At 39.2% G+C, this 23,221-nt stretch carries 12 protein-coding genes; 8 read left to right on the top strand and 4 right to left on the bottom strand.

Annotated elements, in window-relative coordinates:
• Positions 1-23: 23 nt before the first annotated feature.
• Positions 24-1,286: a glycosyltransferase family 4 protein gene (locus NMU02_RS05395; protein ID WP_255026358.1), complete on the bottom strand. Its 1,263-nt coding sequence runs from the start codon at positions 1,284-1,286 to the stop codon at positions 24-26.
• Between the two features lie 12 nt (positions 1,287-1,298).
• Positions 1,299-3,242, bottom strand: coding sequence for a glycogen debranching enzyme N-terminal domain-containing protein (locus NMU02_RS05390; protein ID WP_255026357.1), 1,944 nt, complete (start codon positions 3,240-3,242; stop codon positions 1,299-1,301).
• A 242-nt stretch (positions 3,243-3,484) separates the two neighbouring features.
• Between NMU02_RS05390 and NMU02_RS05385 the strand changes: the two genes are divergently transcribed.
• On the top strand, positions 3,485-4,186 hold the full coding sequence (locus NMU02_RS05385; RefSeq protein WP_255026356.1) for a rhomboid family intramembrane serine protease: 702 nt from the start codon (positions 3,485-3,487) through the stop codon (positions 4,184-4,186).
• Here the strand turns inward: NMU02_RS05385 and NMU02_RS05380 are convergent.
• On the bottom strand, positions 4,158-4,757 hold the full coding sequence (locus NMU02_RS05380) for a MarC family protein (protein WP_255026355.1): 600 nt from the start codon (positions 4,755-4,757) through the stop codon (positions 4,158-4,160). The two genes, NMU02_RS05385 and NMU02_RS05380, sit on opposite strands and share 29 nt — an antisense overlap.
• A gap of 135 nt (positions 4,758-4,892) precedes the next feature.
• On the opposite strand from NMU02_RS05380, the gene NMU02_RS05375 reads away from it, so the two are divergent.
• Positions 4,893-5,600, top strand: coding sequence for a Crp/Fnr family transcriptional regulator (locus NMU02_RS05375; protein ID WP_255026354.1), 708 nt, complete (start codon positions 4,893-4,895; stop codon positions 5,598-5,600).
• Positions 5,601-5,670: 70 nt separating this feature from the next.
• Here NMU02_RS05375 and typA read toward each other — a convergent pair whose 3' ends face one another.
• Positions 5,671-7,470 (bottom strand): translational GTPase TypA, encoded by a 1,800-nt coding sequence (typA, locus tag NMU02_RS05370; RefSeq protein WP_255026353.1) that lies wholly within the window; start codon positions 7,468-7,470, stop codon positions 5,671-5,673.
• A 225-nt stretch (positions 7,471-7,695) separates the two neighbouring features.
• On the opposite strand from typA, the gene rpsO reads away from it, so the two are divergent.
• From rpsO to NMU02_RS05340, 6 genes are all read left to right on the top strand, one after another.
• Positions 7,696-7,965 (top strand): 30S ribosomal protein S15, encoded by a 270-nt coding sequence (rpsO, locus tag NMU02_RS05365; RefSeq protein ID WP_255026352.1) that lies wholly within the window; start codon positions 7,696-7,698, stop codon positions 7,963-7,965.
• Positions 7,966-8,209: 244 nt separating this feature from the next.
• Positions 8,210-9,937: a lysine--tRNA ligase gene (lysS, locus tag NMU02_RS05360; protein ID WP_255026351.1), complete on the top strand. Its 1,728-nt coding sequence runs from the start codon at positions 8,210-8,212 to the stop codon at positions 9,935-9,937.
• Positions 9,938-9,955: 18 nt separating this feature from the next.
• Positions 9,956-10,951 (top strand): NAD(P)H-dependent glycerol-3-phosphate dehydrogenase, encoded by a 996-nt coding sequence (locus NMU02_RS05355; protein WP_255026347.1) that lies wholly within the window; start codon positions 9,956-9,958, stop codon positions 10,949-10,951.
• Positions 10,952-11,052: 101 nt separating this feature from the next.
• The gene (locus NMU02_RS05350) at positions 11,053-12,399 is read left to right on the top strand and encodes a glucose-6-phosphate isomerase (protein WP_255026345.1); all 1,347 of its coding nucleotides are present in this window, start codon (positions 11,053-11,055) and stop codon (positions 12,397-12,399) included.
• A 533-nt stretch (positions 12,400-12,932) separates the two neighbouring features.
• A complete protein-coding gene (locus NMU02_RS05345) occupies positions 12,933-16,943 on the top strand; it encodes a hybrid sensor histidine kinase/response regulator transcription factor (protein ID WP_255026340.1) in 4,011 nt (1,336 codons plus the stop codon).
• 211 nt (positions 16,944-17,154) lie between these two features.
• A complete protein-coding gene (locus NMU02_RS05340) occupies positions 17,155-23,094 on the top strand; it encodes an Ig-like domain-containing protein (protein ID WP_255026338.1) in 5,940 nt (1,979 codons plus the stop codon).
• Positions 23,095-23,221 lie beyond the last annotated feature (127 nt).

The following is a 23,221-nucleotide window of genomic DNA, read 5'->3' as shown; positions in this document are numbered from 1 at the left end:
GCGTTTAATTCATATATTGGAATTTATTTCCCGGTAATACGGTGGTATATATCGATGACTTTCTGGCCTGCGTATTTCCATTTTATTTCGTCCACTTCTCGTTTCCCTTCGGTTTTTAACTGATGGTACATGGCCGGGTAAGTAATAATCGAGTAAATGGCGTCGGCCATAGCATCGATATCCCAATAGTCGGTTTTTATTACATTGGTGAGAATTTCGGCACATCCCGACTGTTTGGAGATAATGGAAGGAACGCCGACTTGCATTGCCTCGAGAGGTGAAATACCGAATGGTTCGGAAACCGATGGCATGATATATACATCGCTTGCTTTCAGCATTTCATATACCTGTTTCCCTTTTAAGAATCCGGTAAAATGGAAACGGTCAGAAATGTTTCTGCGTGCAGCTAATCGTATCATTTTATCCATCATATCTCCACTACCGGCCATCACAAATCGTACGTTATTGGTTTTCTGTAATACACGAGCCGCTGCTTCCACAAAGTATTCCGGGCCTTTCTGCATGGTGATGCGCCCCAGAAAAGTAACTACTTTGTCTTTTGTGTTTTTGGGCATTTGTATGGCCATGATATCTTTGCTCAAAGGTTCTACGGCATTATGTACTGTCGTTACTTTTGCCGGATCGATATTATATTTTTCAATAACGGTTTTCCGGGTAAGGTTACTTACTGTAATAATGTGATCGGCTTGGTCCATTCCGTCTTTCTCTATTCCGTAAACTGTCGGATTCACGTTCCCTCGGCTGCGATCGAAATCAGTGGCGTGTACGTGTATGACAAGAGGTTTGCCGGTTACTTGTTTAGCATGTATTCCTGCCGGGTAGGTGAGCCAATCGTGCGAGTGTATCACATCGCAGGGAAATGTACGGGCAATTACTCCGGCAACAATCGAATAATTGTTTATTTCTTCCAGTAAATTATCGGGATATCGGCCTGAGAATTCGATGCAACCCAGGTCGTTGGTATGCATGTAATTGAAATCGGCATATATATGATCTCTTAGATTATAATAATCTTGAGGATCCATGTAACGGCCTAATCTTTCAGCTACGGTTTCCCATGCAACGTCACGCCATACAACCGGGGTATTCCCTGCACCTATGATGCGGGCGAAACTTTTATCTTCGTCGCCCCAGGGCTTGGGTATCACGAATGTAATATCCATGTCACCGCATTCCGACATTCCCTTTGTGAGGCCGTAACTTGCTGTTCCGAGACCTCCGAGAATATGGGGCGGGAATTCCCACCCGAACATGAGAGCTTTCATACATCGTGGTTTTTAAAGGTGGTTGTATTTTTTCAATAAATTCAATATTCGTAAAATTTCTCCTACATTGGGGGCAAAGCTGATCGCACCCCTTCCCATGAAAGGTGGATTGCCGTCGAATAATTCAGAAATCGTTCCGATACAGTTATTCGACATTTCTTCTTCAAAGCCGATAAGCATGCGTTCGAGGAACGAGACACCGCTTAATCCGAAAACTTTTAGGTAAGCGTCTGCATATGCGCCCATCAGCCAGGGACGGGTAGACCCTTGGTGGTAAGCTTTATCACGTTCTTCTTGAGATCCAGCGTAAGTGGGATTATATCCGTGACTTTTCGGACTTAAGGTTCTTATTCCTTTGGGAGTAAGCAATTCTCGAGTGACTACATCGAGAGCTGTTTTTCGTTGTGTTTTGTCGAGAGGTGAAAATTCGGTCGAAAGAGCGAAAAGCATATTCGGTCTTACACTCCAATCTGCAAAATTGCCATCTACGTAATCGAAAAGATAACCGCAATCATTGAGGAACATGTCTTTGAAAGACATTCCGCTTTTTTCTGCTAAAGCCTCCAGTTTTTCAATGCGACCGGTTTTTTCGGAATTTACAGGTAGAGATGCCACAAATTTCAGGGCATTGTACCATAGGGCATTAAATTCTACCAGATAACCGCTGCGGGGAATCAAAGGTCGTCCGTAAAGTGTAGAATTCATCCAGGAGATAATCTGGTCTTTACCATTACTGTAAAGTAGCCCGTTTTCGTGTAAAAACAGGTTAGGATGATGCCCTTTCATAATATAATCGATCATTTCATCGATTAATTTACCGTATTTTTCAGAGCACTCGGTAAGAGATATTTCTTTTGCATATTGTTGTAATGCCCAAATACACCATAAAATAATATCAGGCTCGTCTATTTCTTGTATAGTAGTATCTTTTTCGCCGGTTTTCATGAAATGCCGAATCGCCTTTTCGGCTGTTGCCATTATCTTTTCGAACATTTCCTTATCACCGATAGCCAGAGTACATCCCGGTAAAGCGATAAATGTATCTCGTGCACGAACTTTAAACCACGGATAACCAGCCAATAAATAGTTGTCTTTACCGCGTTTGATATAAAATTGTTGCGCCGAGTTTTTCAGGCTGTTGAAAAAACTACTGCGAAAGGTTCGGTTTTTTATTTCCCGAGCATATAAAGCATTTAACGATCGAGGTTTTATTTCTCCGATACCAGCCGAAAAAATAATGCTTTCTCCTTTTTTTATAGGAAGTTCGAAATATCCCGGTACATATAGGTCTTCTTTATATTCGTATCCGCGTTCCTGATCTTTAATATATTCAATTCCTTTGTTCCAATAGGGACCGAATGTAAACGTAACCGGCTTACTGAATTGCATATATAATCTCGGATAGCCCGGATACAAGCTATAACTGATTCCGTTTTCCGCTAATTCGTAACTTTGGTCTATATTCTGATTTTCTACGCATAGTGCATTTGCATTTCTAAATGCCAGGAATGGCCTGAATTGCAGTGTCGTTTCAGAATGTGCATCGACAAGTGTGTATTTTATCAGAATGCGGTTTTCGTGTGATATAAATACTTTTTCTTTTGTAAGAACGACTCCTCCTACTCTGTAAATTGTTTGTGGTACCGATTCACAGGTAAACTCCCGGATGTATTTATGGCCGTTGGGACTGTAACAGTTTCCCTGATATTTGTGTAATCCGAGATTAAAAGGTGCGCCGTGCTGTATTACGGTCTCGTCGAGAGAAGATAAAAGGACATGATTGTCACTGTCCAGTTCAGGGATCGGTATCACTAATAAACCGTGTTGTTTGCGTGTATTGCAATCGACGATCGTCGTGCAGTGATAAGCCCCTGATTTATTTGTTCGCAAAATCTCCTTAGGGAGGGATTGCTCCAAGTTTATCATTAAACTTTTGTCAAACTTCAGATAACTCATAGATTTATTAAGATAAATTGACTGTTATGAATATTAAAGTATTAGATTTAATATAAATTTTTTATTCTGCCGAATATAGCGAAATTAAATTAATAAACAAAATTTATAAACAGCTAATTCGAATAAGACGGTAATAAAATAGTCCGCTTTTAATTAAAGTTTAAAAAAATGCTGAGTTCTTGTTTTTTTATTCGGAATAGAATAACTTTGAATAATTGTGTATTTATCAAAATGATTATTCAATGACGATCTCCGAGCCAAAAAGAATGGTTTATGCCTTGGCTTTCCCTGCTTTTTTTATTCTTTTGCTTTGGATTGTCCGAGTGATCGAATGGGAATTCGGTTACGACTTTTCGTTTTTGGGTATCGAACCCCGTCGATGGCAGAGCCTTCTACATATATTTACCTATTCTTTTATACATTCTGGTTTTTCTCATTTATTAGCGAATACGATTCCTTTATTGGTATTGGGATGGATTTTATTTCTTTTTTATCGGGATGTAGCACCGAAGGTGGTGCTATGGCTTTGGATTTTATCGGGAATATTTACCTGGCTTATTGGACGTACAGGCACACATATCGGTGCTAGCGGTCTTATTTACGGACTGGTTTTTTTCTTGTTTTTCAGTGGTGTTTTCAGAAAAGATTTTCCTTTAATGGCTGTTTCTCTTGTCGTAGTTTTTTTATATGGGAGTATTCTTTGGAATATGTTTCCCGTAGCTGAATATATCGATCCTGATGTTTCCTGGGAGGGGCATTTAAGCGGGGCTATGTCAGGATTTATATTGGCGGCAGCATTTCGTCCCCGCATATCACAGAGAGAAATTTCCGAAGATGATGAAGAATGGCCCGAATGGGCAGACCCTCCCTTTTTGGAAAAAGAAGATGAGTTTCATCAAAATCGTGCCGAAGATATTAATGAGGAAAAGATGCCAAAAGAGTGACAAGATTATCGATAAACATCCTTACCGAAATTGCCAGCAGGATAATTCCGAAAAATTTACGTAACACATAAATGCCTCCTTTCCCTAAAATCCTCTCCAACACATGTACATATCTGATGACGATGTAAATAACCGCAATATTCATTACCAATGCTATAATGATATTGAGAAGACTGTATAACGCACGTAACGAGAGTAATGCGGTAAAAGAACCAGCCCCGGCGATAAGAGGAAATACGAGGGGGACGATAGTTGTAGTTCCTTTGGGACCGTCCATTTTAAATATTTCTACTCCGAAAATCATTTCTACCGCCATTACGAATATAACCAGTGAACCCGCAATAGCAAAAGATGAGATATCTACATGAAACAGTTGCAATACCATATTCCCCATAAAGAGAAATGCGATAAATGTAGCAAGAGAGTAAAATGATGCTTTCCATGCACTTATTTCATTCCCTTTTTCTTTAAGATCGATAATAATCGGAATGAGACCTGTAATATCTATTACGGCAAACAGAACGACGAATGCGCTGATGACTTCCTGAAAACTGAAACTTAATTCCTGCATAAAACAAGTATTTTATTTTGAGATTACAAAGTTAACAAAAAAAAATAAATCAATTGTTTATAAACAATTAAGATGATTTTATGTTTAAGTATCACTGGATTATGATTATTATTTATAAATTTGGCTTATTAAATTATGAATATAATGGATAGTATGTATGATGTACTCATGCAATTGCCTTTATTCCAAGGGGTAAGCAGAGTAAAAATTTCTGAATTAATAGAAAAGACCAAATTCCATTTTTTGAAATATCACCAAGGGGATAAAGTGGTTTCTAAAGGGGAAGAATGTACTCATTTGAAATTTCTTATTTCCGGAAGGGTACGTTCTGAAACTACCAATCGTAGCGGGAAGATTAAAATATCCGAGGTGTTGAGTGCTCCCAATGTATTAGCTCCGAATCATATGTTCGGACGCAGTACGTATTATCCATCGGATATGTATGCCGTAGAAGATACGGGTATTATGCAGCTCGATAAAGCGACTTTTGTAGATATCATGCAGAATGAGCCTATTTTCCTGATCAATTTGTTGAATATCATTTCTCGCAGGTCTCAGAAGAGTGTCGAAACTTTTCTACTTTTATCATCGGGAAATGTGAAAGAAAAACTGGCTTTTTGGATTTTATGCTTAACCCAACGGCGTTCTACCGATATACGTATTATTTGCAAACAAAAAGATTTATATACTTTTTTCGGCGTACAGCGTTCTATTTTTATGAATGCGTTGAATGAGCTCAAAGAAGACGGGATTATCGATTATACACCTCGTGAAATAATGATTCTCGACAGAGATCGATTGAAAGGCGTGCTGAATGAAGAGGATGATACAGATGAATGTTGATTTTTATTAAAATAAATATGAAAAAAGCCCGATTTTATATCGGGCTTTTTTATTCTTGGCGTTGTATTTTTTAGTTTTTATTCTGTCGTTTACGTTCGTTCTCGTCAAGGATGATTTTACGTAATCTGAGATGATGAGGAGTTACTTCCACATATTCGTCTTCTTTGATATATTCCAATGCTTCTTCGAGACTGAATACGACGGGCGGAATTATTTTCGCTTTATCATCTGCCCCCGATGCACGCATATTGGTCAGTTTTTTCGATTTGGTTACATTTACGACGATGTCTCCCTCTTTTGCATTTTCTCCGACAACCTGGCCGGCATATACTTCGTCTTGTGGGAAGATAAAGAATTTTCCTCTGTCTTGTAATTTGTCAATAGCATAGGCGTATGCCGTACCGGCTTCCATAGCAATGAGCGATCCGTTGGTACGACGTTCTATATCTCCTTTCCAGGGTTGATATTCGAGAAACCTGTGGGCCATTATAGCCTCTCCTGCAGATGCAGTAAGTACGTTATTACGTAATCCGATGATTCCGCGCGATGGAATTACGAATTCCATATGAATACGATCATTTTGAGTTTCCATACTCATCAGGTCTCCTTTGCGTCGGGTGACCATGTCGATGATTTTACTCGAGTATTCCTCTGGAACATTTACTGTCAGTTGCTCTACCGGTTCGCATTTTTTACCGTCGATCTCTTTGATTATAACCTGTGGTTGGCCAACTTGAAGTTCGTATCCTTCCCGACGCATAGTTTCGATAAGCACCGATAAATGAAGCACCCCCCGGCCATAAACTGTCCAGGAATCTTCATCTTCTGATTTTTCAACCCGGAGAGCCAGATTGCGGTCGAGTTCTTTTTTCAGTCTGTCGGCGATATGCCTCGATGTTACAAATTTACCGTCTTTTCCAAAAAACGGAGAATCGTTGTTGGTAAAGGTCATCGACATGGTCGGTTCGTCTATCGCAATACGTGGCAGTGGCTCGGGATTTTGCAGATCGGCAATGGTATCACCGATTTCGAATCCGTCGATACCTACCAATGCGCAAATATCTCCCGACCCGGCTTCAGCGACTTTGGTGCGTCCGAGACCTTCGAATAAATGAAGTTCTTTGATGCGGGTTTTTGTTATCGATCCGTCTTTTTTACAAAGTGCGACATCTTGCCCTTCTTTTAATTTTCCCCGGTGAATGCGTCCGATGGCAATGCGTCCTACATAGGAGGAGTAATCGAGTGAAGTAATTAGCATTTGCGGAGTCCCATCGAGATAAACGGGTTCGGGAATATATTCGATAATTGCATCGAGCAGGGGAACGATGCTGTCAGTTTGGTTATGCCAGTCGGCCGACATCCAGTTTTGTTTAGCCGATCCGTATATGGTCGGATAATCGAGTTGCTCTTCTGTCGCATCGAGACTGAACATTAAGTCGAAAACCATTTCGTTCACTTCATCGGGACGGCAATTCGGTTTATCTACTTTATTAATTACTACAAGCGGTTTCAACCCCATTTGTATTGCTTTTTGTAATACGAATCGAGTTTGAGGCATGGGACCCTCAAATGCATCGACCAGCAAAAGGCAGCCATCGGCCATGTTGAGAACGCGTTCTACTTCACCACCGAAGTCGGCGTGTCCCGGGGTATCGATGATGTTTATTTTGTAGTCTTTGTATCGTATCGAAACGTTTTTAGATAATATCGTAATACCTCTTTCACGTTCCAGGTCGTTATTATCGAGAATAAGTTCGCCGGAATTCTGATTCTCGCGAAATAATTGACCGGCTAAAAGCATTTTATCGACCAATGTCGTTTTACCATGGTCGACGTGAGCAATGATAGCAATGTTTCTGATCTTTTGCATAAAATATATTTTGAGTCGCGCAAAGGTAGCATAAATTTTTTTACTATGAGAGATGCATTTTATATTTTATAATAAAGATACTGTTATTTAAGAGATTCGTTCGGTAAATTTTGAGTCTGTTTATTTAGAATTAAAAATAAAATGCAGATGAAATGATTGTTTTTAAAAAACAAATATTTACCTTTGTGCGCTCAAAGAATTTATTAACAAACAAATCAAGGAGAAATGTATTTAACTTCTGAGAAAAAAAGAGAAATCTTTGAGAAATACGGAAAGTCCAATACTGATACTGGCTCACCCGAAGCGCAGATAGCATTATTTTCATACCGTATCTCTCATTTGACTGAACATTTGAAGTCAAATCACAAAGATTATAGCACTGAGAGAGCTCTTAAAATGTTGGTAGGTAAACGTCGTCGTTTACTCGATTATCTGATAAAGGTGGATATCGAACGATATCGTACTATTATCAAAGAGCTTGGGATCAGAAAGTAAGAAATTACTTGGAAAAAAACAGAAAGTCGCCTCCTATCAGGGCGGCTTTTTTTATGCCTTTTTCAAATGTAATCATATAATACTGTATAGGTGGGTGTGTTATAATAATTTTACGTAATACGATGCCTGTTTTAGCGTAAAGTTTTGTATTTTTGCAAGAAATTGTGTTCCACTATGATTTCACCCCGAAGATTGGAGGCGTGAAATCGATCGGATTTATGATGAAAAAAGAAAATAATATACAATGAGTATACTTGAATTAAGTGAACAGGAGATAATAAGACGAGGAAGTCTTCAGGAGCTTCGGAATCGGGGAATCGAGCCTTATCCGGCTGCTGAATATCAGGTAAATGCCTATACTAAAGAAATAAAAGAGTCTTTTAAAGATGAGGATGAGCGTCGTGAGGTTTCTATCGCCGGCCGAATCATGAGTCGTCGTATTATGGGAAAAGCTTCTTTTATAGAATTACAGGATTCTAAAGGACGTATTCAGGTATATATATCCCGTGATGATCTTTGCCCGGGAGAGGATAAAGAACTTTATAATACTGTTTTTAAGAAATTACTCGATATAGGTGATTTTATCGGTATCAAAGGATACGTATTTCGTACACAGATGGGTGAAATCTCGGTACATGCGCAGGAGCTTACCGTATTATCTAAATCGTTAAGACCGCTTCCGATCGTAAAAATGAAAGATGGGGTGGCTTACGATGCTTTTGAAGATCCCGAAATGCGGTATCGTCAACGTTATGTCGATTTGGTCGTAAACGACGGTATTAAAGATATTTTTATCAAGCGGAATAAGGTCTATAACTCGATGCGGGAATATTTCAACGCTCAAGGATATATGGAGGTGGAAACTCCTATTTTGCAGTCTATCCCGGGCGGTGCGGCGGCTAGGCCTTTTATTACGCACCATAATGCACTCGATATCCCTTTGTATTTACGTATTGCGGATGAGCTGTATTTAAAACGTCTTATTGTAGGAGGTTTCGAAGGAGTATACGAATTCTCTAAGAATTTCCGTAATGAGGGAATGGACCGGACTCATAATCCCGAATTTACCTGTATGGAGATTTACGTTTCCTATAAAGATTATAACTGGATGATGTCGTTTACTGAAAAGATGATCGAAAAGATATGTTTGGATGTAAACGGTACGACCGAAATTAAAGTAGGGGAGAATATAATCAGTTTTAAAACTCCTTTTAAACGGGTTACAATGATCGATTCCATCAAAGAGTTTACGGGGATCGATATTACCGGTATGACTGAGGAACAATTACGAGACGTTTGTAAGCAGATCGGTATAGAGGTAGACGAAACGATGGGTAAAGGAAAACTTATCGATGAAATATTCGGTGAAAAATGTGAAGGGAATTACATTCAGCCCACTTTTATTATCGACTATCCGATTGAAATGTCGCCGTTGACAAAAAAACATCGTGATAATCCTGAACTGACCGAACGTTTCGAGCTGATGGTAAACGGGAAAGAATTATGCAATGCATATTCAGAGTTGAATGATCCTATTGATCAAAGATATCGTTTCGAAGAGCAGTTGAGACTCTCTGAAAAAGGAGATGATGAAGCTATGTTTATCGATCAGGATTTTATCCGGGCTCTCGAGTACGGGATGCCGCCGACTTCGGGAATGGGGATCGGAATGGATCGTTTGGTAATGTTGATGACCGGACAAACGGCTATTCAAGAAGTGCTTTTCTTTCCGCAGATGCGCCCTGAAAAGGTACAGAAAAAGGATGCTGAAGCAAAATATACAGCTATAGGAGTTCCGCAAGAATGGGTTTCTCCCGTACAAAAAGCCGGTTATTTGACCGTTGAGGCCTTGTCTGAGGCAAACCCGAATAAATTGCATCAGGAAATTTGTGGAATTAATAAAAAATATAAGCTCGACATGCCTAACCCAACGGTCGACGAGGTAAAAACATGGGTAGAAAATGCGAAATAAGCAGTAAATATAAATATCATGGATTTTCCCGGAAAAGTAGCGATCATAGGAGGCGGTACCTGGGCTACAGCAATAGCCAAATTGGTATTATTCAATGTAGATTCTATCAATTGGTATATGCGTCGGCGCGACCGAATTGCCGATTTTAAGCGTTTGGGGCATAATCCCGTTTATTTGTCGAGTGTGAAATTCGATATTGATCGTATCAATTTCAGTTCGAATATAAATAAAGTGGTAAGAGAGTCCGATACGTTGGTATTCGTTACTCCGTCCCCTTATCTTAAACAGCACTTAAAGAAACTTACTGCGTCGATGAACGATAAATTTGTTCTCTCGGCGATAAAAGGTATAGTTCCTGATGAAAATATGATTGTTACCGATTATTTGAAGAGATTCTATAATATACCCGAAGAAAATCTTGCAGTGATCGGTGGTCCTTGTCACGCCGAGGAAGTTGCTCTCGAACGATTGTCGTATCTTACTATCGGTTGCCCTGATGTTACTCGGGCACGTAAAGTAAGTGATTTGTTAAGTAATCATTTTATCAAAGTATCTACCTCTAAGGATGTGGAAGGGATAGAATACGGATCGGTATTGAAAAATGTATATGCGATTGCTGCCGGAATTTGCTATGGCCTCAAATACGGAGATAACTTTCAAGCGGTACTTATATCCAATGCGATACAGGAACTTAATCGGTTTATTAATGCCGTGCATCCGATGAGGAGAGACATTTGCGATTCTGTATATTTAGGCGATCTTTTGGTTACCGCTTATTCGAGATTCAGCCGTAATCATACATTCGGAACGATGATAGGCAAAGGGTATTCTGTGAAAACAGCACAGATAGAAATGGAGATGATTGCCGAAGGCTATTATGGGACTAAATGTATTAAAGAGATAAATGAAAAATATAAAGTAGATATGCCGATTCTCGATACGGTGTATAATATATTATATAATAAAATGTCGTCTTTTGCGGAAATAAAGCATCTTACTGAGACGTTCAGATAAAGAAATGTAAAAGAGATATGGTCAACGACCATATCTCTTTTTATTCCCGATAATTATGACTATTTTTGATAAGATCAATTAAATATTTAAATAACATCTGTATGGAAACGATTCGAGTTAACATCGGCAAAGCATTAGGTGGTGCGGTGAATGAAAAGGATGTTTTTGCTTATGCGAAAGCGGTTGAAGAAAGTATGGTAAAGTTGCATGAGGGAACCGGAAAAGGAAATGATTTTTTGGGTTGGCTACATTTGCCGTCTTCTATTACCGAGGGTCATTTGTCTGAGATAGAAACTGCCGCAAAACAATTGAGAGACCGCTGTGATGTTGTAGTAGTAATCGGTATCGGAGGAAGTTATTTGGGCGCTAAAGCTGTTATAGAGGCATTATCAGACAGTTTTGTGCAACTGAAAGGAAGCGGCTCGAATCCGATGGTACTTTTTGCGGGTCAAAATATAGGTGAAGATTATTTGTATGAATTACTGGACCTGCTGAAAAATAAGAGTTTCGGGTTGATTAATATTTCAAAATCGGGGACGACTACCGAACCTGCTATCGCTTTCCGTTTATTGAAAAAAGAACTCGAGTCACAAGTTGGAGAAGGAGAGGCGAAAAAACGTATCATTGCTGTTACTGATGCTTCTCGGGGAGCATTGCGTAAATTGTCCGATATAGAAGGTTATAAAACCTTCATCATCCCCGACAATGTCGGTGGACGTTTTTCGGTTCTTACTCCGGTAGGATTGCTTCCTATTGCAGTAGCCGGTTTCGATATTCGTAAATTGGTTGCCGGAGCCGAAATTATGGAAGCAGAATGCGGTATAGATATCCCATTCGATAAAAATCCGGCAGCTGTATATGCTGCGACTCGTAATGCATTGTATCGGGCCGGGAAAAAGATCGAAATATTGGTAAACTTTAATCCTAAGCTTCATTATTTTGCCGAATGGTGGAAACAGTTATATGGTGAAAGCGAAGGTAAAGATCATAAAGGAATTTTCCCTACTTCAGTAGATTTTACAACCGATCTTCACTCTATGGGACAGTGGATTCAGGATGGGGAACGTACGATCTTCGAAACTGTACTTTCGGTTGAGAAAATGAAACACAATGTTTCTATTCCGAAGGATGAAGAGGATCTTGACGGCTTAAATTACCTTGCAGGCAGACGTGTTGACGAGGTGAATAAAATGGCCGAATTAGGAACTCAGATCGCTCATGTAGATGGAGGTGTGCCTAATCTGAAAATATCGATTCCTGAAATATCGGAAAAATATTTAGGGGAACTCATTTATTTCTTTGAGAAAGCTTGTGGTATCAGCGGTTATCTTTTAGAGGTGAATCCTTTCGATCAGCCGGGGGTCGAAGCTTATAAGAAAAATATGTTTGCTTTACTCGAAAAACCGGGTTATGAGGATGCGACAAAAGCAATTAAAGCCAGATTATAATTAGCGTGATAATCAGGACTGGCGGCCGTTTTTTTATAAAAACGGCCGCTTTTTTATTTTTATAAAAAGGATACGCAATAAGTCGATCGATCTTTCGTTTCTTTTTTTGAGAAGAGCTTGAATGTGTTCGGATAAAAAGTATATAATGGGATCATTTATAATAATCGTATTATGAAAACTTTACTATAAATGCATATATTAATTATAAAAATTATTCATAAAGCATTTTTTTTGATATAAAATATCGTCTCTTTTAGTATATTTGCAATGATACATATTTTGTGTATATCAAAAACAATACCTGAAGATCGCAAATAAGGGGTATTTATTGTTTAAATTAGAGGCGTACTTTTCCCGCCATGAATCGGAAACCGGGATCGTGTATCTTTCGTACGCTTAAACTTGGTTATTTTTGTAAATCGAATATCTTTAAAAGATAGAGTTTTATAGTTTGAGTTATTGTTATCAATGATTTGATCGTGGTGGTATATATTAAGAATAAAATTTTTTTTCCCGATTATTGTTTACTATTCTTGTTTTTAATTTTATCGGTTGTTCCGGTAAAAGCAGGTTATGTAGTAAGCAAAGTAGAAAATCTGGAGAACGGTTTATCGAACAGTTCAGTTCTTTGTATGCATCAGGACCGCCGAGGATTTATTTGGGCCGGTACATATGACGGGTTGAATCGTTACGATGGACTCGATGTGCAGGTATATCGTTTCGAATATGGGAATAAGTATTCGTTATCGAGCAATATAATGCACGGGATATCAGACGCTGATAATAATTGTTTGTGGGTAAATACTTTTTTAGGTGTCGATAAATTCTCATTAGATACTAAAAAAGTGGTGGAGAGCTATCCGCAATTCAGAGACTCTAGTGTATTGGTATCCGACAAGAATGGTAATGCTTGGGTGATTACTCGCAAAAATCATATTTCTTATTATAATCCTGAGTTACATCAGTTTCGAGAAATTTCTTTACCGGGGATTATTCCCGAACGAATAAAAACGATCTTTATCGATGATTATAACACTTTATGGATATTCGGTGCGGATAATCGTATCTTGAAGGTGAATTATAGTTTTAAAAAAGGATATGATCCGGAAGATATCGAATTAAATGTTCGTAATATCGCCCTTCATGATAAAAATACCCAATATGCTTTTTATGATGACGGTATTATCTATTTTATAGATTCTCTTAACAAATTATATTCATTTAATATAGAGCACCATAAAAAGACATTTATAAAAGATGTTTCGGAGTTGGTGAATAAATACGGTATCATTTCGTCGATACTATCCTGTGATGGTGATATTTTGATATCGTTTAAAAGCAATGGTGTTTTAAAATTGCTTTCTGATAATAATTATCGGGTAGAATTCGTGAATATGAATATTGGCGTATTTTCGATGCGGAAGGATAAACGTCAGAATATTATATGGTTGTGTACCGACGGGCAAGGGATTTTAATGTATCATAACAGTTCCGATTTATATCGTAACATAATGCTCGATCAATTGCCTTATAGTATCAATAAGCCGGTTCGTTCGATCTATACCGACGAAAACGGTGATTTGTGGTTGGGAACTAAAGGTGACGGTATAATACGCATTAGTAAATACGACCGGATTGGTAAAGGTAAAATACCGGTGTCACAAGTATCATATTATACGACCGAAAACGGGTTGTCGAGCGATCAGGTATTCGGTATATTACGCAGCCGATATCGCGATATTATCTGGATCGCCACAGAAGGCCCGGGATTTTCTTATTTTTCCAATAAAGATTCACGGATGCATTCGTTGATTAACCATACGGGAAAAGAAATAAAATGGGTACATTCTGTGTATGAAGAAAATGATTCGGTGCTGTGGATGTCGACAGCCGGAATGGGGTTATTGCGCGTAGTCGTCGAAGGACGTACCCCGGATATAAGCGTAAAATCGGTAAGACGTTTTCTGTTTTATAAAAGCGGAAATCTTTGCAGCGAATTCTTTTCGATGAGTTATGATGGTCATAATACTTTGTGGCTCGGCAGCCGTGGCGGATATGGAGTCATACGATTTAATATCCGTACTTATGATTATGATTTTGTTTCAAATGACATTTCGGCGATAGGTGATGTAATTTGTGTATATCAGAGCCGGGATTCGGTATTTTATTTCGGAGCCAGTTCGGGACTATCCAAAGTTTGGGTCGATGAGAATGGCAAACAGCAGGCTCAACAATTCGATCGTAAAGACGGTATTCTGAATGATATGATACATGGTATACTCGAGGATGATAACGGCTGTATTTGGATGGGGACGAATAAAGGTCTTGTGAAATATAATCCGAAAAACAATTTCTTCCATAATTACTTTAAATATGGTACCGATGTGGTAGAATTTTGCGATGATGCTTATTATCGGTGTCCTTATTCCGGGCGTTTGTTTTTTGGAGGAGTAAATGGTGTGGCGTGGGTAGAACATGATGAAAAAGTAAATCAGGATTTTTTACCAGAATTTTATTTTACCGGTCTTGAAGTAAGAGGGGAAGACAGAAACCTTTTCGATTTTATTAAAAAAGAGAAAGGAACGCTTGTATTGCCTTTTTCTGATAATTCTTTTTCCGTTTCTTTTGTTGCCCTCGATTATATCGACGGTAAGCATTATGAATACTATTATAAGCTTGAGAATTTCGATTCTCATTGGATGAGTACTCAGAAAGTAAATGAAGCTTCTTTTACAAATCTTCCGGCCGGGCACTATATACTTAAAGTAAAGTATAAAAACGATGTTTATGATTCGGAAGATAAATTTTTCTCGTTACCCATTACGATTTTGTCTCCTTGGTATTGTTCACCTTGGGCCTATGTAGCGTATATAATTATATTCCTGCTTATCTGTTCGGGAGTTATATATGTAGGAATGAGAAAGATAAAGCAACGCCAAATGGCAATTGCCAATAAGTTGAAGGAAGAACAACGAGAAAAATTATTTCAGGAGAAGATCGATTTCTTTACCAACATAACACATGAGTTTTGTACGCCTTTAACGCTTATAAATGGTTTTTGCGAGCGTATAATGACTTATGAAAAAACCGATAAAAAAATTCGGGAATATGTTTCGATGTTACAATCTAATTCTCGTTATTTGAATGATCTGGTTCAGGAAATCATCGATTTTCGTAAAATAGAAGAAGGTGGGCACATCGAACGTCATATACGTCGTGTATCTATTGCAGAATTAGTAAATCGGTGGGTTTTACCTTATAATGAAGTGGCAAGTCTGAACGGTATAGAATTTATAACGAAAGTTCCGGAGGATTTATATTGGAATACCGATACTTCCTGTCTGGGGAAAATTGTCGTGAATCTTCTTTCCAATGCATTTAAATATACGCCTCGAAACGGAAAGATAAGTATTCTGGCCGAGATTCGGGATTCGGAATTAAAGATTATCGTTCATAATACCGGTAATGGTATCGAAGCCGATAAGTTATCGACACTTTTCGACAGGTATAATATTCTTGAGAACATGGATCGTAATGCTTATACCGATATGACTTCCCGAAATGGGCTCGGCTTGTCGATATGTCATGGAATGACTGATTTGCTCGATGGGAATATATCGGTGAGAAGTGTGGTTGGAGAGTATGCGGAATTTGAAGTGTCATTGCCCGAATTACAGGTAGATGCCGATAATAATGAAGAAAGTACGGTTATGTCTGCAATTTCTGCAATACAGCAGCCGCAAATATCCGATTTGGAAGTTATAAAAACCGGTATCGATCCGGATAAGCCTCTGGTGCTTGCGGTAGATGATAATAAAGAAATTATCTGGTTGATAGAAGATATTCTTAAAGACGAATATACGGTACTTAAGGCGAACAATGCTGATGAGGCTTTTTCTATTTTAGAGAAGCAGACTCCTGATTTGATAATTACAGATGTCCTAATGCCGGGAATCGATGGTTTGGAACTTGTCCGCCGTATACGGTCGAATAAGTATACCAAATACATCCCGCTTATCATTGTTTCGGCTAAAGTAACGGATCAGGATCAGACCGACGGGTTGAAAATGGGAGCAGATGCATATTTGACCAAACCATTTTCTTCTGCTGTGTTGTATTCTATGGTGAATCGCCTGATATCGAATAAAAAAGGATTGAAAGATTATTTCAGTTCCCGGGAAAGTGCTTATGAAATGACCGATGGGATATTGGTACATCAGGAAGATAAAGATTTTCTTGATGCCGTGATAAAAGTAATTAACGAAAATCTCGACGAAGAATCATTACGTCCAGAAACCGTTGCGGAGAAAATGGGGATGAATACCCGAAGCTTATATCGTAAGTTTAAGAAGGTTTCTTCGTTATCCCCCAGTGATTTTATAAAAGATTATCGTTTTTCTTATGCTGCAAAATTGCTTTTGACCACGAATCTTTCCGTTCAAGAGATTATTTATAAGGTCGGAATGTCGAATAAATCTTATTTTTATCGTGAATTCTTTAAAAAGTATAATATGACCCCACGTGAATATCGACTTAAAGTTTGATATTTAAAAGATTATGAATAAAATAGTTTGCTAAACCGGGTTAGTGGAAAAATAATTAAAAAGGTGTTATAATTTACCATAGGTAGATTGTGACACCTTTTTGTCGTGGTAAGAAACTTTGATATATATTTTACAGGTTAAATTTCGGAACTTTATTTTAGTAATAAAGTATAGAGAGAAATTTTTTTATTCGTAACTTAAAATCAAAGACGTGAAAAAACTTACACATTTTTGGAAACTGCCTTCTGGTTTATGGAAGACAGTAGCGTTGGGACTGCTGCTTAGTGTCCCTTCCGTCACGTTCGCACAGACGGAAATCAGTGATGAGGCGGGTCTAAAAGGAATTACCGATATGAACGGTAGTTACAAACTGACAGCCGATATAACTTTATCGGATGGATTTATTCCTATCGGAACCGATGGTAATCCTTTTACAGGAACTTTTGATGGAAACGGTTTCGTTATTAAAAACGCTGCGTATGATGGCGGTACTAATAACAAAGTCGGCTTTTTTGCTGTGGCCAAAGGTGCTACCATTACAAAACTCGGCCTTGAAAATGTAAATTTCAAAGGTAAACAAGATGTGGGCGGTTTGGTAGGACAGGCGGTTGAAAATGTTACTATCAGCGAATGTTATGTTACCGGTTTTGTAACCGGATCGGACCACGTAGGTGCCATTATCGGTGGTTGCAGTAATGAAAACGGCGAGAATAAAGTGACCGATACTTATTCTACAGCTATAGTTATATCTATAAGTAGTCAGGCGGGAGGTATGGTAGGTACCACCAAAAACATAATATTGGATAAATGTTATTTTTCCGGTATTTGCAGCACGAGCAATTCGAATACCGGAGGCTTTGTTTCTTTATTGGAAGGTGCTACTAAAATAACTAATTCGCTTGTTGTTTCTCCTTATCTAAATGGTTCGGGTTCTACTCATCGTTTTGTCGGAAATAATAACGGCCGTACACCGGAACTTGTTAATAATTACGCATGGGAAGGTACTCAGTTAATTCAAGGAGGAACTCCGAAAACCGTTACTGATGGTGGCGATATCGCCGGTGTAGAAGGAGGATCGAAAACATTAGATGAAATTAAGTCTGCCGATTTCCAGACCACAACCCTTACTTTGGGAGACCAATGGAAAATCGAGGCAGGTGCACTCCCTGTATTAGCTTGGCAGAAAGAATATTCGGCACTCGATTATCTTTATGGTATGCCTGCGACCTCTAAGGTTAAAGCTGGAGAAACAAATACGTTGAGTGCGTATTCTACTTTCGGTAAGACAGTTAAGTATGTATCGAGCAATCCTGAGATTGCAACGGTTGATGAAAATACAGGTCTTGTAACGGGAGTTGCTAAAGGTGATGTGACGATTACAGCTTCTACCGAAGCCGATGCTCACTCTCTTGCTTCATCAGTTGAGACACAATTGAAGGTCGTAGAAGTTGTATATAATATTACGACAGCCGATGAGTTGGATAATATTCGTTTTGATCTCGCAGGTGAATTTACTTTGGCAAACGATATCGAACTTACCGAAGATTGGACACCTGTAGGTACAGATAATGCTCCGTTTACCGGTAAATTTGATGGTAACGGACATGTGATAAGCGGTTTGAAATTCCAGCTTCCGGCTCAGGATCGTTCCGGTTTCTTCGGTGTAGCGAAAGCTGCTGAAATTTCTAACGTAGGCTTTGAAAATGTAAATATCAATGGAAATGCCGACGTGGCTGCCATTGTGGGTAAAGCTTGGGGTACTAAAGTAACATCTTGTTATGTCGCCAATGGTTACATCGAGGGTCGCGACCATGTGGCCGCCATTGTAGGGGGTACCGAAAACGGAAATGAAGGTACTACGGTGATTTCTAATTGCTATGCAACCGTAGATATCTATTCGAGAGACTGGCAGGCAGGTGGTATTTTGGGTACGATGAAAAATGCCCAGGTATTGGATTCTTATTTTGCCGGTTCTGTTGAATGTCGCGGAGGACAGACTTGCGGTATCGTCGGATTGGTTGATGGAGAGAGTGATAATAATGCGGTAAAAAATGCGTTGTGTATCGCTACCAAGATAAATGGTCCGGGTATGCTTCGTATTGTTTCTACTCAAGGCCGCCCTTGTGTTCTCGAAAACAATTATGGATTAGTAGGAGATAAAACTATCTCTGAACAGGATCAGAATTATGGCCTTGGCAAACCTCACGGTGCAAATCTCGAAACCGATCCTCGGTCGGCCGATATCATTACTACGATGAATTGGACTGCGGATCAATGGTGTATGAAAGATGGAATTTATCCGGTACTGAGTTGGCAGAACGGTCGTACGATCAATATGAAATTAAATGATATTTCTGTTCCTGCTATTCTTTTAGTAAAAGGTCTGCAAACTACTTTTGATCTTTCTAAAGAAGTGATGACTAACTATGGTTTAACTTGTAAATCTTCTCTTACATGTACTTTAGATGGAGAAGCTGCGGCTTCTACAGAATTGGTCGATGGAGTAATTACTTTGAAAGACGAAGCTCAGGCCGGCGATTTCGAAGCTACATTCGGCTGTTCTGACCCTGCATTTAGTATAATAAATTCTGACGAAGTAAAATTGCAGGTTAAGATATTGGATGCTGAACGGAATATTGCATCTCCCGAAGATCTTAGATTGGCTGCGCAGTATCCTGTAGGTCATTTTAAACTGACGAATGATATCGATATGTCGGGTGAAAACTTTGATGGTATCGGTTCTGAAGCTCAGCCGTTTATCGGTTCTTTCGATGGCCAGGGACACAAAATTAAAAATATTACCCGCAGACCTTCAGGTAAGAAAACCGGAGCGTTAATCAATGTATCTAAGGGTGCGACAATTACCGGAGTCGGTCTCGAGAATGTAGATATAGAAAACATAGATCAAGATATTGCCGGTCTCGTGGCTTATTCTCAGAACGATAATATTTCTTTGTGCTACGTAACAGGTAGAATTAAAGGGAATGATCATGTGGGTGCTATTACAGGTGCTTCACACGGTTCTACGATTAAGAATTGTTATGTAAACGCAACGGTAGAAACTGCAGCTTATCAAGCAGGAGGTATTACGGGAACGGCAGATGCAACGGTATTCGAAAATTGTTATGTTGCCGGTAGTGTTACCTCCTCTACCCAAGCAACCGAGTGGTTCTATCGTGCCGGTGGTATTATTGGCCTTACCGATGGTCCTGATTGTACGTTGACCGGTATCGTGTCTTTGGCATCGGTATCTTCGCCTGTAAGTGGCAAATTCTTGTCGATGGCCGATAACGCTTCTTGCGCTCTAACAGCCTTTACAAACTGTCTCTATGACGAGGGTAACGAGGCTGTTTCGAGAAACGAAGAGTCTGCTGCTACCAATGCATATGAACTCTCGGATTCTTATAAAGATAGTCCCAGAAAGAAAGCTGAAGACGCAAGACCTTTGGCCGCATTCAGTGATCCCGCTACGTACGCAGGTATTGGTTGGGATATGGATAATGTATGGGGATTCTCTTATGGTGAATCGCTTCCTACATTGAGATTATTCGGTATGGAACAATATATCGAAATTTCTACGGTTGAACAACTGCAAGCTATTAACGATAAACTCGATGGTAAATATATTCTTACTGCCGATATCGATCTTGCTCCTGTTGAATGGACTCCGATCGGTTCTGATCAGGCTCCGTTTACGGGTACGATCAATGGTAACGGTCATATCATTAAGAATATGTTGATTACCACAAACGCTGATAGAATCGGATTTATTTCTGCTGCTAAAAATGCGACTATTTCTAAACTCGGATTCGAAAATGTATCGATTAAGGCCGGTAAACAAAATGTCGCTGCTGTTGTAGGTTTGGCCAAAGGTGGTGTAACGATCGACCAGTGTTATGTAACGGGAACCATTCTCGGAAACGATCATAATGCCTCGTTTATTGGCGGTTGTAGCGGAGATCAACCGATGAATACTGTTTCTAACTCTTATTCTACGGCTGTTCTTATTGGTGGTCAGTGCGGTGGTATTGCCGGAACGACAAAACCGATAACAGTAGATAAATGTTATTTTGCCGGTTATATTAAAGCTAATAGCAGCGGTTTTTCTAATGGTGGCGGTATTGTTGCTTTACCCGAAGGCGGTGACGATGCTTCAATAACGATCGTTACAAACTGTTTCTCTGTTGCACCTTATATATATGCAGGAGAATGGGCTGGAGAAGGATGTAATCGTATTCTCGGTAATCCCGACGGAAAGAAATATACATTAACCAATAACTACGGTTTGGATGTTACTATTCTCGATCAGAAAGGAAATATTCTTACTGCAACCAGTGATGTTGCCGGTTTTGATGGTGAATCGAAGACTATGGAAGAACTGAAATCTGCAGATTTCCAAACCAATACTGTCGGATTCGGATCGGAATGGAAGATTACTGACGGAACGCTTCCTGTTTTAGCATGGCAAACAGTTCCGGCAAATCTCGATGTTATCTACGGATTGCAGACCGGAATCTTAAAAGGTGAAATAGGTTCCACAATCGATTTGAATGCTTATTCGTTATTCGGAAAAGATGTTGTTTATACCTCTGGCAATACAGATGTAGCGACAATCGAAGGTAACGTCGTTACTATCGTTGGCAATGGAGAAAGTGCAATTACGGCTTCTACGGTTGAAGATGCTCATTCTAATGCTGCTACAGCATCGTTCACTTTATCTGTAGTAACCATTAAGACGCAGATCGAAACTGCAGAAGATCTGGATAATATCCGTTTTAAACTCGATGCAGAATACACTTTAGTAAATGATATCGATCTTACCGAAGTTGAATTTTCTCCGATAGGAACTACTGATGCTCCGTTTACTGGAAAACTTATTGGTAATGGGCATATTATCAAAGGTTTAGTAATAAATACACCTGAAGCTGATCGAGTAGGTTTGTTCGGAGTAACGAATGGCGCTACGATTTCTCAGGTAGGACTTGAAAGTGCAAATCTTAAAGGTAAAGCTGATGTTGCTGGAATCGTTGGTAGAGCTTTCGCTACAACAATTTCTGAATGTTATGTAGCAAACAGCTATATCGAAGGATATGATCATGTAGCTTCATTAGTCGGTATGACAGATGGTTCTGGCTCTAGCATTTCTAACTGTTATGGAATTGCAGAAATCGTTTCTACTGGATACCAAGCAGGTGGCCTCGTGGGTGTATTAAGTAATGGAACGGTAGAAAAATCGTATTTTGCCGGATCGGTTAAATGTAACATTCAAAATACTTGCGGAATTGTTTCATTGATAGAAGGAAATGAACAATCCTATATTAAAAATGTATTATGTTTGGCAACAACGATCGATGGTGGCGTATCTTTGCGTATTGTTCCCGGAAACGAAAAATGTACCCTCGAAAATAATTATGCCGCACCTTGGTTGTTAATCGGTAAAGGTGAATTAGGTACGGTTCCTGAAACAGACTACAATTATGGCCTTGATAAACCTCACGGAGCGAATCTTCCTGTAAGTGCAACTTCTGCCGATGTGATTACGACAATGGGATGGTCTTCTGATGTCTGGACAGCCGACGGAACTTATCCTGTCTTGAAATGGCAAGATAAAGTATACATGACAATTGTAGATGTTCCGGAATCTGTAACACTTTCTGAGGTTGATGAAACAACGACTTCAGACTTTACGAAGAAACCGGTTACCAATTATGGTATGACGCTCTTATCGGGTCTCTCATGTGAGATTACAGGTGATGCAGCCGAATCGGTTGTAATGACTGATGGTATTTTGAGTATTAAAGATGGTGCTGAAACCGACGGTACTTGTTTGTTGACATTCGGAGTTACGAATGCAGAGAAGTATGTGTTGATAAATGCAGAACCTGCAACGACCGATGTAACGGTAACTCTTGATACCGATGCTATCGATGGTGCAACGGCAGACGGCTATAAAGTGACTGTATCAAATGGTCAAGTTATAATCTCCGGATTGACAAATGCTCAGGTTGCTCTGGTTGGCATGAATGGTCAGGTTGCAGCGCAACTGTCGGGTCAGTCAGGTACTGTAATGATTGATATTCCTACTTCAGGTGTATATGTAGTACGTATTGTAGAAAATGGTACTGTATATACTCAAAAAGTAATGAATTAATCAGTTTCGAATGATTATATTATCACGAACAATTACATTATTGTTCGTGATAATTTGAAAAAAATAAAGGCATTATAAGTAATTTCGAGTATCAAATAGAATATATACAGTGTTTTATGCGAAAAAA

The organism is Coprobacter tertius (genome assembly GCF_024330105.1).
Taxonomy (GTDB): Bacteria; Bacteroidota; Bacteroidia; order Bacteroidales; family Coprobacteraceae; genus Coprobacter; species Coprobacter tertius.
Note: the sequence above shows the minus strand (reverse complement) of the source record. Positions and strands in the feature narration are given on the sequence as shown.

What these genes read in the sequence shown, in the direction of transcription:
- NMU02_RS05395 (WP_255026358.1), bottom strand. Translation starts at nt 1,286, where the DNA reads ATGAAAGCTCTCATGTTCGGGTGGGAATTCCCGCCCCATATTCTCGGA.
- NMU02_RS05390 (WP_255026357.1), bottom strand. Translation starts at nt 3,242, where the DNA reads ATGAGTTATCTGAAGTTTGACAAAAGTTTAATGATAAACTTGGAGCAA.
- NMU02_RS05385 (WP_255026356.1), top strand. Translation starts at nt 3,485, where the DNA reads ATGACGATCTCCGAGCCAAAAAGAATGGTTTATGCCTTGGCTTTCCCT.
- NMU02_RS05380 (WP_255026355.1), bottom strand. Translation starts at nt 4,757, where the DNA reads ATGCAGGAATTAAGTTTCAGTTTTCAGGAAGTCATCAGCGCATTCGTC.
- NMU02_RS05375 (WP_255026354.1), top strand. Translation starts at nt 4,893, where the DNA reads ATGAATATAATGGATAGTATGTATGATGTACTCATGCAATTGCCTTTA.
- typA (WP_255026353.1), bottom strand. Translation starts at nt 7,470, where the DNA reads ATGCAAAAGATCAGAAACATTGCTATCATTGCTCACGTCGACCATGGT.
- rpsO (WP_255026352.1), top strand. Translation starts at nt 7,696, where the DNA reads ATGTATTTAACTTCTGAGAAAAAAAGAGAAATCTTTGAGAAATACGGA.
- lysS (WP_255026351.1), top strand. Translation starts at nt 8,210, where the DNA reads ATGAGTATACTTGAATTAAGTGAACAGGAGATAATAAGACGAGGAAGT.
- NMU02_RS05355 (WP_255026347.1), top strand. Translation starts at nt 9,956, where the DNA reads ATGGATTTTCCCGGAAAAGTAGCGATCATAGGAGGCGGTACCTGGGCT.
- NMU02_RS05350 (WP_255026345.1), top strand. Translation starts at nt 11,053, where the DNA reads ATGGAAACGATTCGAGTTAACATCGGCAAAGCATTAGGTGGTGCGGTG.